The sequence below is a fragment of the Streptomyces sp. KR55 genome (genome assembly GCF_052245645.1).
GTDB classification, from domain to species: Bacteria; Actinomycetota; Actinomycetes; order Streptomycetales; family Streptomycetaceae; genus Streptomyces; species Streptomyces flavusporus.
The window spans coordinates 1-11,359 of record NZ_JBQQCE010000326.1; the positions used below are offsets into that span (position 1 = coordinate 1).

Below are 11,359 nucleotides of genomic sequence, written 5' to 3' on the forward strand. Positions count from 1 at the left end.
GTGCTGCTCTGCCCGGTCACCGACGCCGACTTCGACACCCCCTCGTACCAGGAGTTCGCCAAGGGCTACTACCTCGGCCGCGAGACCATGCGCTGGTTCTGGGACCAGTACCTCCCCGACGTACGGCAGCGCAGCGAGGCCACCGCATCACCGCTGCAGGCCTCCCTGGAACAGCTCACCGGGCTCCCCCCGGCGCTGGTGGTCACCAGCGAGGCCGACGTGGTACGCGACGAGGGTGAGGCCTACGCGGCGAAGCTCCGTGCGGCCGGCGTTGCGGTGGTATCCATGCGCTACCACGGGACGATCCACGGCTTCATGGTGCTCGATCCGCTGCGCGACACGGACGCCGCCCACGCCGCCCTCGTCCAGGCCCTCGACACCGTGCACGTCGCCCTGCACCGGCACCGCGGCTGATTCCTCCGCTCCGGGACAGGTGCACGAAGGTGCGCCCAGGGCACATCCCCGTGCGCGAGCAGGCAGGTGCCGCCGCCTGTACCGGGTTGGCTTGGGGTGCGGCTGCGGGACGGAGAACGGACCGGTACGAGCCGCAGCACACGCCCGAGAGCGAGAAAGACGACTGGGGAACCCTTCAGGATCGTGGCTGTTTATGCCGGCCTCAGCAAGCCGTCGTCGACACGCCTGCTGGCGGACCGTCTCGCCGACGCGACCCGACGGCCACTCAAGGACCGGTCGCCCCCGTCGACGTCCAGGTCGTCGGCCTGCGCGAGTCGGCCGTCGACATCGCTCACAACCTGGCGACCGGATTCCCCGGCCTCGCGCTGCGCGCGGCGGTGGAGGCGGTGACCGGCGCGGACGGCGTCATCGCCGTGACACCGACATTCAGCGCCTCCCACAGCGGGTTGTTCAAGTCCTTCATCGACGCCATCGACAACACCGAGCTGGTTGCCAAGCCGGTGCTGATCGGGGCCACCAGCGGCACGGCCGGCCACTCGCTGCCCCTGGAGCACGCGCTGCGCCCGCTCTTCGCCTACCTGTGCTCGCACGTGGTCCGAACCGCGGTCTTCGCGGCCCCCGAGGACTTGGGCGCGGGCGACGTCCAGTGCGACAGCCTGGGTGTGCGGATCACCCGCGCCCGTGAGGAGCTGGCGGAACTCGTGCTCCAGCAGCCGAGCGGCGCCAAGCCTGACGACGCCCTCGTCCCCTTCGAGCAGCAACTGACGAAGCTTCGGATCACGCAGTAGGAACCGTCCTGCGGGCCGCACCACCTGGCAGGTGCCCCCGTCAGCCACCGTCAGATCCTCCTCGCCGCTGACGCCTCAGGCATGAGGTCGGAGCGGTTCGGGTGCAGGCGGTGAGAGGGGACAGGGTGGGGCTGGGTGGCCGACGCGGGCGGTGCGGGGTTCGGGGTGCTGCTGCGGCAGTTGCAGTTGGAGGCGTCGGCCGACCACCTGCGCACCACCGTGGCCCTCTGCCGCACCAGCGGCCATCCGGGTCTGGAGAGCCGCGCCCTGGTCCACCTCGGCAACGCCCTGCTGGCCGCCGGGCACCGCGACGAGGCCCGGGACGCCTTCTCCCAATGCCTCACCCTCGGCACGGGAGCCAACCCCCAGCACATCGCCACGGCCCGGGAACGCCTCGCCGACCTCGACACCCAGTGAGCACCGCCCCCGACGGCACCCTGCAAACGCTGCCTACCCCGTCCGCGGCGCCAGAAGGGCACGGGCCGTCAGTGCGCCGTCATGACCCCATAAAATTGGGCGCGACAACGCTGACCTGGTCATCGGCAGGGGCACTCGCCTTTGACACGAATCCGTGCGCGACCACCTTCACTCCGTCGGTGATCTCCTGTGCGGCCGCTGCCAGCGGTCCGCCGGTGACAGATCCCACCAGTGCTGCGGCAGCCGCCGTGACGATCATAGAGTTCCTAGCCGTACGGTTCATCAACACTCTCAAAATGCCAAAACCGTCAACGAACGGACACTCCATCTCCTCGACCGCTCCCCATTCGGGCCCCGACCCCACAGTGGATGTCCGGCCTTCGACCCTACGGACACCGACCAGAGCGATCAACAAAACTGAAGCTTTTTTGATCTTCTTGCTGACCAGGCAAGTTGGGATGAGAGGGTGACCGGAACGACGAAGCTCCGTAGACGTGTTGTCGAAGATCAGACGTCTCGAGGTCCGCCGAGCAACAGGCCGCGTGACCAGGCCGGATGATATATCGGCACCCGCGGAGCCAGCCCGTCACTCGCTGCCCGCCATGAGTTCGGCCGCAACGCGGTCCAGGTCGATGTGCAGTCCCTCCGCACCCGGTGGCACGACCCTGTAGGCCCACTCCAGGAACGCGGTGACCGCCGAAGCCGCGATGTCCAGCACAGCGGCCCCCGCCGGGGACCTGACGACGATCCGCACCGAGTGCCGATGGCAGCCGTGCCGGGGTATCACCAGGACGTCTCCGACACCCACCGGTCCGCTCATTCCCTCCGACAGGAGGCTGCGCGCGAACACCCAGTCGACCGTACCGGTCGATGTCGTCCCGATGGAGAGGCACACGGCATAGGGATCCGACCTGTCGTAGCGCAACTCGGCGGGCAGTGACACCGGCGGTTCGTCCGCGACGACGATGTGCGCCACCACCTCATGGGTGACCGAGGCTTCGGCAGCGCTGGAAAACGGCTGAGTCATGTCTTACCCCGTTCGGCAAGTTATTGGGGGGCAGCGTCTGTGTAAATGACCCTAGGACCACCAGTGAACGGAGTTTGCCGAGGAACGTACGAAGCGTTGCCCGCGAGAGCACCGAGTGCGGACGTCGACCGCTTGACGAGCCTCGGCGGGGGCGTGGCGCACGGCCCCACACCGGTCACCTGATGTGCCGCAACAGGGATACTGGCCCGCCACGTGGAGCGGACCCTGCCGACATCGGCGCGCATCTGACCGCCCCGGCACCGCTTCAGCGCAGCGGCCGGTCCGCTCTGCGCACGAACGCACCGCTTGCCGGACGGCCGCCCGCGTCGGCGGACGGTCGCGTAAGGCAGTGAGTTACACGAAGTCATGGACCGGTCCGGGAAACAGGCCGCGACGCAGCGCAGCTGATCGATACTGCTCCCCCTCGTCCCACGTCACGTCGGCCTCCGCCGTGATCACCAGGGCCGGCGGCAGCCCCGCGGGATGCCGAACCCAGGGCATGTCACGGCGGCGGGCGTTGCTCACTCGGCGGGGAGCGCGTCCAGGAGCTTCTGCGCGGTCTTCAGGTCTTTGCTGTCGGCCGTGCCGCCGAGGGCGAGGGCCTGACGGAGGCAGGAGCGGGCTTCCTCGGTTTCTCCCAGTTCGATCAGGGCCTCTCCCAGATGCAGTAGCGTGCTGCCCTCTATGTGGGGAATGCCGATGCGGTTGGACTGGACCACAGCATTGCGATAGTGGTCGGCGGCCTCGCGCCACCCCCGCAGGGCGGCGTAGTCAAGACCGAGTGCGTGGGTTACCCCCGCACGGGTGACATCGGCGACATGCCCGCGCACCGGGGAGTCGGGTGCATCGAGGAAGGCGATGATGCGCTCGTGCTGGATCAGGGCTTCCTCGGCACGGCCGAGCAGGCGCAGGGAGACTCCGTAGGTCAGGGCAGCGTTCAACCAGGTCCCGTGATCACCGACGCCGTCCGACAGGTCGATGGCGGCGAGAGACTTGTCGGCGGCCGCCTGGGCCTCGCCGAGTTGCCGGTGCGCGATTGCCGCATGCGCCAGCGCCGAGGCTTGCTGGGAAGCGTCCTGGGCGCGGCGGGCGTATTCCAGCGCTTCGCCGGCCCGCTCGATGGCCTCGCGGGGCCGGGACTCGTAGGAGAGGGCCCAGGAGCACATGTTGAGGTGGAAGGCCTGCATGTACGGGTCGTCAAGTGCGGCAGCGGCCTCGCTGGCCAAGCGGAAGACCTCGGGCCAGTGTCCCCAGAAGACCCACAGGTCGCAGAACCATTCCATGGCATAGGCGGTCTCCACGACCCGGGTGTGCTCACCCCTGTGGGTGGCGCTGCGCAGCGCGGCGAGCCAGGCGGGGGCTTCGCTCTGGAGCCAGGCACGGGCCTGCTCGGCACTCTCCAGCGGGACCAGGCCCTGCCAGGAGCACGGCGGCGCCCCGTACCTGGGCTTGTACCAGCGGCCGGCGACCACAGCCGTCTCCAGCAGCCAGGTCCGCAGCCGGTCCTCGGCCGCTGCCCGCGCGCTGGGTTCCTCCTCGCGGGACAGCCGGGCGCGAGCGAAAAGCCGCAGCAGGTCGTGCAGCTGATAGCGGCCGGTGAAGGTGGCCTGCAGCAGCCCGGCCTCGACCAGCTCCTCCATCACGTCCTCGGCCTCGAAGACGCCGGTCGCGGTCAAAGCGGCGCCGTAGGCAGCGGTCATGTCCGGCCCCGGAACCAGGCTCAGCAGCCGCAGCGTCCGCGCGGCCTGGCCGGTCAGCTGACGGTAGGACAGTTCGAATGCCGCCTCCACCCGCACATCGCCGGCAGCGAGCGCACCCAGTCGGCGTTCTTCATCGGCCAGGCGGCGGACCAGGTGGTCAACGCTCCATCCAGAACGGACCGTCAGCCAGTTTCCCGCCACCCGCAAGGCCAACGGCAGTCGCCCGCACAGCTCCGCCACCTGCGCCACAGCCTCAACTTCCGCGTCCGCCCGCTCAGCACCCAGGATCCGGCGCAGCAGCTCCACCGCCTCGTCCTGCGCCATCTCTGACAGCGCCAGTCGGTCGACATCCTCCAGACCCGTCAACAGCCGCCGACTGGTGACCAGCACCAGACTCCGCCCGCCCGCGGGCAGCAGCGCACGGACCTGCCCCTCGTCGCGGGCGTTGTCCAACACCACCAGGCACCGGCGCTCACCCAACAGCGCCCTCAGCAGCCCCGCGCGGCCCTGCGGAGCCTCCTTCGCCAGCCGCCGGTCCGACACCCCAAGGGCCTTCAGCAGCGTCAGCAGCGCCTCACCCGGGTCCACAGGGCCCTCCACCCCGTGCAGGTCGACCACAAAGCACCCGTCAGGGAACTCCTCCGCCAGATCCGCCGCCGCCTTCAGCGCCAGCGTCGTCTTCCCACACCCCGGAGGACCCGAGACGACCGACACCGCCACCCCCACGCCGGCGCGGGCCCGTTCCGCCGCCTCCTGCAACAGCGCCAACTCCGGGCCACGCCCAGTGAAGTCCCCCACCGACCGCAGCGGCACCACCGTCCCCGCCACCGCTACCGCACGCGTCGGACGGCCCGACCGCGCAGCCGCCAGCAGCGCCTCCCGCTCCGCATCCGCAAGCCCCAGGCCCTCCGCCAGCGCCACCACCGTACGCCGCTGCGGAACCCGACTACGCCCCCGCTCCATATCGCCGATCGCCCGGACACTCACCCCCGACGCCTCAGCCAACTCCTCCATCGTCAAACGACACTGCTGCCGCAGACCACGCAGAACAACCCCGAACGGCTTCTCCCCAGACACGACGCCCCCTCCCTGTCCTCCCCCAACAGACGGAAGAATACGGCGTGCCTCTCCGGACACAGTCTCAAGGCCGCGGCACCAACTGCCCTGAACCACCTAACCACCCCCGACACACCCACCGAACCGCCCACGCCCCTCAACCGACCGCACCCCGCCCGCCGCCCCGCCCGGTGACCACAGCGGCCAGCAGCGCCAGCAGGATCCGGTGGTCAGGGCCGGCGCCGGGAGAGGGCGGCCAGGAGGATCAGGACGGTCGTAAGGAGGAAGGGCACCCCCCTCTGCGGTTCGCCTGTGGTGGGGCCTCAAATGCAGCGCCCGCACGGTGGCCAGGAAGACGGCCGCCGGTACGACGACCATGGCGCCCGCAGCCTGCGGGGTGATGTTGGCGCGGTGGGTGACCCGGTCAGCGTTGACGGCCAGACCCGCCCCGACGGCGGCTGCGGACGCGAAGATCAGGTAGTGGCCGTAGGCCCACCGGAACCTTCTGCCGGGCCCTCGGTGCGTGGTGGCGAGCAGGGTGTGGGCGGGCCGGGCGAAGTACAGCCACCGCATGGCGAAGACCGTCAGAGGCCTCCCGCCGCCACCGCGCACAGCCGGCCCGGTGCCGCGGTGCTCGTGCCCCCGGCCAGTGCGGCGCGCAGCCCTGCGGACGCCTGGCTCACAGCGACCACGAAGCACAGGTCGAAGAGGAGCTCCAGGGAGGTCGAGACCCGGTGCTTCTCCCCGGGGTCGTGGGCTCGCATGACGCCCGCCCGACGCCGCTGCTCTGCAGTTATATGACGCATCGTCATACCAGGGTCGTGAGCGCGGCTTCGACGGCGCGGTGGATGGTTGGACAGGCGAAGATCATGTTCCGTAGCCGTACGACGGGCACCTCCGCGTGGACGGCGACCGCCAACCCGTACAGCACCCAGTGATGTCGCCGACCGCCCACAGGCCGTCGCTGGCGCGCATCCGCCCGTCGGTGGCCACCGCTGCGGCCGCCGGGTCGAGGCCGACCGTCTCCAGGCCCAGCCCGGCCAGCTCGATCCGGTGGCCGGTGGCGACCAACAGCCGCTCCGCGCCGACCGCCTCCCCGTTGTCGAGACGGACGGTGAGCTCCGCGCCGTCGTGGCTCACGCGCTCGGCCCGAACGGCAGCACCGTGACGCCCTCAGCCCGCAGCACCTCTGCGGCAAGCTGCCCGGCGTCGGGCTCCTCCCCCGCCAGCAGCTGGCCCTGGCCCTCGACGACGGTGACACGGCACCCGAAGCGGGCGAAGACCTGGGCGAGTTCCACGCCGATGCTGCCTCCGCCCAGCACGGTCAACGATGCGGGCAGCTCCTTCGCCTTCATGACCTCCCGGTTGGTCCAGTACGGGGTGCCGTCCTGTCCCGGGACTGGGGGATCCGCGGTCGGCCGCCGGTGGCCAGAACCACACCTCGCCGGGCCTGGAAGGTGCGGCCGTCGACGGTCACCCGACGCGGCCCAGTAAGCCGCCCGACGCCGCGGACCAGCCGCCCTCCCTTGCCGGTCAGCCGGTCGCCAGCCACCTGGTCGTTCCAGTCGTCGGTGGCCTCCTCCCGGATCCGCCCGGCGACCCCGCCCCCAGTCCGGGCGAACGGACGCATCCCCTGCGAGTCCGGGGACACGCCGGGCCTCGGCGAGCAGATTGCCGGCCCGGACCATCACCTTGCTGGGGCACGCAGCCCCAGTACGGGTACTCGCCCCCGCCGAGTCCCGCCTCCACCGCGACCACGTCCAGCCCGGCCTCGACCAAGGTGCCCACGAGGTACTCCCCGCCCGGCCCCAGGCCGACCACGACCACGTCCGTCTGCTCGCTCATGCCCGTCCTTCTCCTCCGGTGTCGGCTCGCCTTGTCCGATACAGGAGCGGCCGCGCGCCGACCGTAGGCCGGTGCCGCGGCGCCAACGCGTCCGTCAGCGCACGGGGCCTTGCCCAGGAACACACCGTCGTACGAGGTCACTTCTCCAGGAAGGCGAGGAGTGCTGCGTTGACCTCCTCCGCGTGGGTCCACAGCAGGCCGTGCGGGGCACCCTCGACCTCCACGTAGTCGGCGGATGGGAGCGCCCGGTGGAAGGGCCGCGCGGTCCCCTCGGCGGGCAGGATGCGGTCGGCCGTGCCGTGCAGGATCAGGGCCGGCACGTCGATGGCCGGGATGTCGGACCGGAAGTCGGTGTACCAGGTCGACGGCGCGGCGGCGGCGGCGAAGAAACCGCCGCCCGCCGCGACGTTCCAGCTGTTGCGGACCGCTTCTTCGCTGATCCTGGTGCCCAGGTTCTCGTCGAGGTTGTAGAAGTCCTTGAAGAAGTCGGTGTAGTACGCGTAGCGGTCCGCCTTGACGGCCGCGACCACGCCGTCGAAGAACTCCTTCGGTGCGACCCCGTCCGGGTTGTCGTCGGTCTTGAGCAGGCAGGGCTCCAGCGAGGCCAGGAACGCGACCTTGGCTACCCTGGCGGAGCCGTAGGTCGACGCGTACCGGGCGACCTCGCCGGTGCCCATCGAGAACCCGACGAGGACAGCGTCCTGCAGGTCGAGGGTCTCCAGCACGGTGTTCAGATCGGCCGCGAAGGTGTCGTAGTCGTAGCCGGTCGTCGGCTGGCTTGACTGCCCGAAGCCGCGGCGGTCGTAGGTGATCACGCGGTAGCCCGCGTCGAGCAGCACGGCGCTCTGCCGCTCCCAGGAGTGGCCGTCGAGCGGGAAGCCATGGATGAGGACGACCGGCTGCCCGGTTCCGTGATCCTCGTAATAGAGGTCGATGGTGGTGGAGTTCTCCTGACCCACGGTGATGTACGGCAAGGGCTCATTCCTTCGTCCGAAGTGACTGGCGCGCGCAGGGCCACACTCCGCCTCGATGAGGGAGGCGCTGAACGGACGGCATCGGCCCATCGGCGGCCGACGCCCGGGCATTCGCGGCATGCGCGGCACGTGATGTCATCACGCTAGGGCGAACGTCCCGCCGCCTGTTGTCCTCGAGCGCACCGCTTATTGCCTGGAAGTGCCAGGAAACGGACGTGCCCCGGCACGCTGCTGCGCGAGGCCTTCAAAGGCGTCCGTCGCCCGCGCCCCTCGGAGGCGCGGACAGGCTACACGTGGTGCACCGACAGACAAGGTGCCTTCACCCGCCGCCCTTAATGTGCTGTGCATGCCTGCGGCTCATCGCCCGGCTCGGACACCGCACGCGCCGGTCCGGCCCGGCGAGGCACCTCGACCGAGGCAACCGTCGTCCGGACGGTGTGCACCGGCGCACTGCACTGAGCACGAGCCGCCCCAAGGGCAGCCGTCTGTGTCTCCGGGCGCCGCTCGCTCCGAACAGAGGCAGCGAATCCGACCCCGACCACCCGGCCGTCCATCGGCCGATCACCATAACGTCAACAGGAAGTTGTGCCATGTCCCGTTCCGACAGCCCGACCGTCGTCCTGGTCCACGGCGCGTTCGCCGACGCGTCCAGCTTCGCCCGCATCATCCCCGAACTGACCGCCCGCGGCCTGAACGTGGTGGCCCCGGCGGTGCCCAACCGCAGCCTGCTCGGCGACTCCGCCTACATCGCCTCGATCGTCCGTCAGACACCCGGACCGGTCGTCCTGGTCGGACACTCCTACGGCGGTGCCGTCATCACCGTCGCCGGCGTGGAGGACAACGTCAGAGCGCTGGTCTACCTGGCCGGCTACGCCCTGGAGGAGGGCGAAAGCCTGGGCGAACTGCAGGGCGGCTTCCCCGACTCCGACCTCGCCACCGCGCTCGTCTACACGCCCTTCCCGATCGAGGGATCCACCACTCCCGGCACCGACGTGTCGGTCCAGATCGACAAGTTCCCGTCCATCTTCGCCGCCGACGTCGACCCGGACCTCGCCTCCGTCCTCGCCGTCTCCCAGCGTCCGCTGGCCGCGCAGGCCTTCAGTGAGAAGGCTCCGGCCGCGGCGTGGAAGACCAAGCCCTCCTGGGGCCTGGTCGCCGCAGCCGACCACACCATCAACCCCGATGTGGAGCGCTACGGCTACCAGCGGGCCGGCATGACCACCGTCGAGGTCGACTCCTCGCACCTGGTGATGCTCGCCCACCCCAGTCGCGTCATCAAGCTGATCGAGGAGGCCGTCCGAGCCACCGCCAACTGACGCTGACGCCGCCTGCCCCTCGGCCGGTTGCAGTCGGGCCTTGACCTCAGGCCGGAAGCCGTTTCTCCGCGACGCGGATGCTCATGGCTCCCGCCACCCGCGTGGCGGCTTTGACGGACGGCGTTTTCCGCTGCGCGACCGCGCGATCATCTGCGGACGCGGGCGGTCCGGGCTGCCGCGGAAGCCTGAGGCGCCCTGCTCACGCGTACCCGTCCGTCCATGGACACATCCCCTTCACCGCCCCGTAGGAAGTCAACGATGAACTCACCGATATCCCGCCGCTCCGTCACCGCCTCCCTCCTCGCTGGCGCCGCCATCGTGGCAACCCCCGGTGCCGCCTTCTCGGCCCCGTCACCGGCGGCCGACCGGTCGGCCGACTCGCACCAGCACCCGGCCAAGCCCACCATCGTCCTGATCCACGGCGCGTTCGCCGACGCCTCCAGTTGGAGCACTGTCGTCGAGCTCCTGCAGGGGCAGGGGCACCGCGTACTGGCACCGGCACTGCCGTTGCGCGGGCTGGCGAGCGACGCCTCCTACATCCGCAGCGTCCTGGACAGCGTTCCGGGACCGATCGTGCTCGTGGGCCACTCCTACGGCGGATCGGTCATCAGCCAGGCCGCGGCCGAGTTCCCGAGGGTCATGGCACTGGTCTACATAGCCGCCTTCGTCCCCGACATCGGCGAAAGCGCACTGGAGTTGACGAACAGGTACCCGGGCAGCACGTTGGCGCAGGCCACGACCACCCAGTCCTACCCGCTGCCCGACGGCGGCACCGGCGAGGAACTGATCATCAAGAAGGACCTGTTCCGCCAACAGTTCGCGGCCGGCGTCCCCGTCCCGACGGCCCAGGTGATGGCCGCTGGTCAGCGTCCGATCACCGTGGCCGCCCTCCAGGAGAAGGCCACCGCGGCCGCGTGGAAGAAGATCCCCAGCTGGTACCTCGTGGCCACTGAGGACCGCAACATCCCACCGGCCGCCGAGCAGTGGATGGCCGAACGGGCCGGCGCCCGGACGATCACGGTTCCGGCTCCCCACGCGGTCGCCGTGAGCGACCCCGGCTCCGTCACCGACCTGATCCTGCGCGCCGTCCGTTCCGTCCGCTCCGATCTCTGAGTGAACAACCCATGGGGCCTTCGGTATGACGTCCTTCGCCCCTGAAAGAGATCGACGACACCATGCCCCCGGGTACTCATCGGCAGGACCAGCCCTGAATCACGTCGGCATGGTGATGTGATCACTGTGGGCAAGGAGTGGGCCCCGTCCTCATCGGTCTCGCCATGCAGCTGCCGATATACGCCAATCCGGAGGGCCTCCGGCTCGGTGGGCCGTGCCGGCGTCTTGTCCGGCTGTTGCCACCGACGGCGGAAGGACTGCTGGAACAGGCATGCCATGAGGCCGAGCGGGGGCCTGTGTCACCCGAACCTGCCGTCCGAGGGGCGGGCGGGCCGCCTGGAACAGTGAAAAAACAGACGTACCGCCGAGCATGAAGCAACAGGATTGAAGGGAAAATGAATGCCGAAAACCACGATAGTGACGCGGACGGGCCTCCTGGCCGCGGCTGCGGCAACGGCCCTCGCCATGACCGCCGCAGGCCCGGCGACCGCGGCCACCGCCCCGGTATCGGACGTGCGCTTTCTGTCGCATCTGAACATGGCCGATGGGCAGCGGCCGGAGAACATCACTCTGGAGCCCGGCGGGGGCGCCTACGTCACCTTCGCCTTCAGCCGCCAGGTCGCCCGGGTCAGCCCCGATGGCCAGGTGCGTGTCCTCGCGACGCTGCCGACGCCCCCGGCCGGCGCCAGCACCCCTGCCCTGTCCTCAC

General features: G+C 70.1%; 11 protein-coding genes and 2 pseudogenes. 6 read left to right on the forward strand and 7 right to left on the reverse strand.

The genetic code is table 11. The annotated features are described in order from the left end of the window. The 3 genes and pseudogenes from ACTWQJ_RS35615 to ACTWQJ_RS35625 all read left to right on the forward strand — a co-directional run. Positions 1–414, forward strand: a 414-nt coding sequence (locus ACTWQJ_RS35615) for an alpha/beta hydrolase fold domain-containing protein (RefSeq protein WP_443310600.1), incomplete at its 5' end; no start/stop codon positions are given. Positions 415–594: 180 nt separating this feature from the next. Beyond that, a pseudogene (locus ACTWQJ_RS35620) lies at positions 595–1,202 on the forward strand (CE1759 family FMN reductase). A 135-nt stretch (positions 1,203–1,337) separates the two neighbouring features. Beyond that, positions 1,338–1,619 (forward strand): hypothetical protein, encoded by a 282-nt coding sequence (locus ACTWQJ_RS35625; protein ID WP_443310601.1) that lies wholly within the window; start codon positions 1,338–1,340, stop codon positions 1,617–1,619. A 586-nt stretch (positions 1,620–2,205) separates the two neighbouring features. Here the strand turns inward: ACTWQJ_RS35625 and ACTWQJ_RS35630 are convergent. The 7 genes from ACTWQJ_RS35630 to ACTWQJ_RS35660 all read right to left on the reverse strand — a co-directional run bounded on the left by ACTWQJ_RS35630 (position 2,206) and on the right by ACTWQJ_RS35660 (position 8,221). After that, on the reverse strand, positions 2,206–2,646 hold the full coding sequence (locus tag ACTWQJ_RS35630; RefSeq protein ID WP_443310602.1) for an SsgA family sporulation/cell division regulator: 441 nt from the start codon (positions 2,644–2,646) through the stop codon (positions 2,206–2,208). Positions 2,647–3,167: 521 nt separating this feature from the next. Next, positions 3,168–5,483 carry a helix-turn-helix domain-containing protein gene (locus tag ACTWQJ_RS35635; RefSeq protein WP_443310603.1) on the reverse strand — a complete coding sequence of 772 codons (2,316 nt, stop codon included), beginning with the start codon at positions 5,481–5,483 and terminating at the stop codon, positions 3,168–3,170. A 36-nt stretch (positions 5,484–5,519) separates the two neighbouring features. Further along, positions 5,520–5,975, reverse strand: a complete 456-nt coding sequence (locus ACTWQJ_RS35640) for a low temperature requirement protein A (protein ID WP_443310604.1) — start codon at positions 5,973–5,975, stop codon at positions 5,520–5,522. A gap of 11 nt (positions 5,976–5,986) precedes the next feature. Further along, a complete protein-coding gene (locus tag ACTWQJ_RS35645; protein WP_443310605.1) occupies positions 5,987–6,166 on the reverse strand; it encodes a low temperature requirement protein A in 180 nt (59 codons plus the stop codon). Positions 6,167–6,269: 103 nt separating this feature from the next. After that, positions 6,270–6,542 carry a hypothetical protein gene (locus ACTWQJ_RS35650; protein WP_443310606.1) on the reverse strand — a complete coding sequence of 91 codons (273 nt, stop codon included), beginning with the start codon at positions 6,540–6,542 and terminating at the stop codon, positions 6,270–6,272. After that, the gene (locus ACTWQJ_RS35655; protein ID WP_443310607.1) at positions 6,539–6,757 is read right to left on the reverse strand and encodes an NAD-binding protein; all 219 of its coding nucleotides are present in this window, start codon (positions 6,755–6,757) and stop codon (positions 6,539–6,541) included. Before ACTWQJ_RS35655 ends, ACTWQJ_RS35650 begins: the two co-directional genes overlap by 4 nt. Positions 6,758–7,384: 627 nt before the next feature. Beyond that, complete coding sequence (locus tag ACTWQJ_RS35660; protein ID WP_443310608.1) at positions 7,385–8,221, reverse strand: alpha/beta fold hydrolase; 837 nt, start codon at positions 8,219–8,221, stop codon at positions 7,385–7,387. A gap of 590 nt (positions 8,222–8,811) precedes the next feature. On the opposite strand from ACTWQJ_RS35660, the gene ACTWQJ_RS35665 reads away from it, so the two are divergent. From ACTWQJ_RS35665 to ACTWQJ_RS35675, 3 genes and pseudogenes are all read left to right on the forward strand, one after another. Next, positions 8,812–9,537, forward strand: coding sequence for a lipase family alpha/beta hydrolase (locus ACTWQJ_RS35665; RefSeq protein ID WP_443310609.1), 726 nt, complete (start codon positions 8,812–8,814; stop codon positions 9,535–9,537). Positions 9,538–9,795: 258 nt separating this feature from the next. Beyond that, entirely contained in the window at positions 9,796–10,650 is an 855-nt protein-coding gene (locus ACTWQJ_RS35670) for an alpha/beta fold hydrolase (RefSeq protein WP_443310610.1), read from the forward strand. A 399-nt stretch (positions 10,651–11,049) separates the two neighbouring features. Continuing rightward, a pseudogene (locus tag ACTWQJ_RS35675) lies at positions 11,050–11,359 on the forward strand (hypothetical protein); the annotation flags it as partial.

Excerpts from the sequence above, each read along its gene's own strand:
- ACTWQJ_RS35665 (WP_443310609.1), top strand. The coding sequence starts at position 8,812 with ATGTCCCGTTCCGACAGCCCGACCGTCGTCCTGGTCCACGGCGCGTTC.
- ACTWQJ_RS35640 (WP_443310604.1), bottom strand. The coding sequence starts at position 5,975 with ATGCGGTGGCTGTACTTCGCCCGGCCCGCCCACACCCTGCTCGCCACC.
- ACTWQJ_RS35670 (WP_443310610.1), top strand. The coding sequence starts at position 9,796 with ATGAACTCACCGATATCCCGCCGCTCCGTCACCGCCTCCCTCCTCGCT.
- ACTWQJ_RS35655 (WP_443310607.1), bottom strand. The coding sequence starts at position 6,757 with ATGAAGGCGAAGGAGCTGCCCGCATCGTTGACCGTGCTGGGCGGAGGC.
- ACTWQJ_RS35630 (WP_443310602.1), bottom strand. The coding sequence starts at position 2,646 with ATGACTCAGCCGTTTTCCAGCGCTGCCGAAGCCTCGGTCACCCATGAG.
- ACTWQJ_RS35645 (WP_443310605.1), bottom strand. The coding sequence starts at position 6,166 with ATGCGAGCCCACGACCCCGGGGAGAAGCACCGGGTCTCGACCTCCCTG.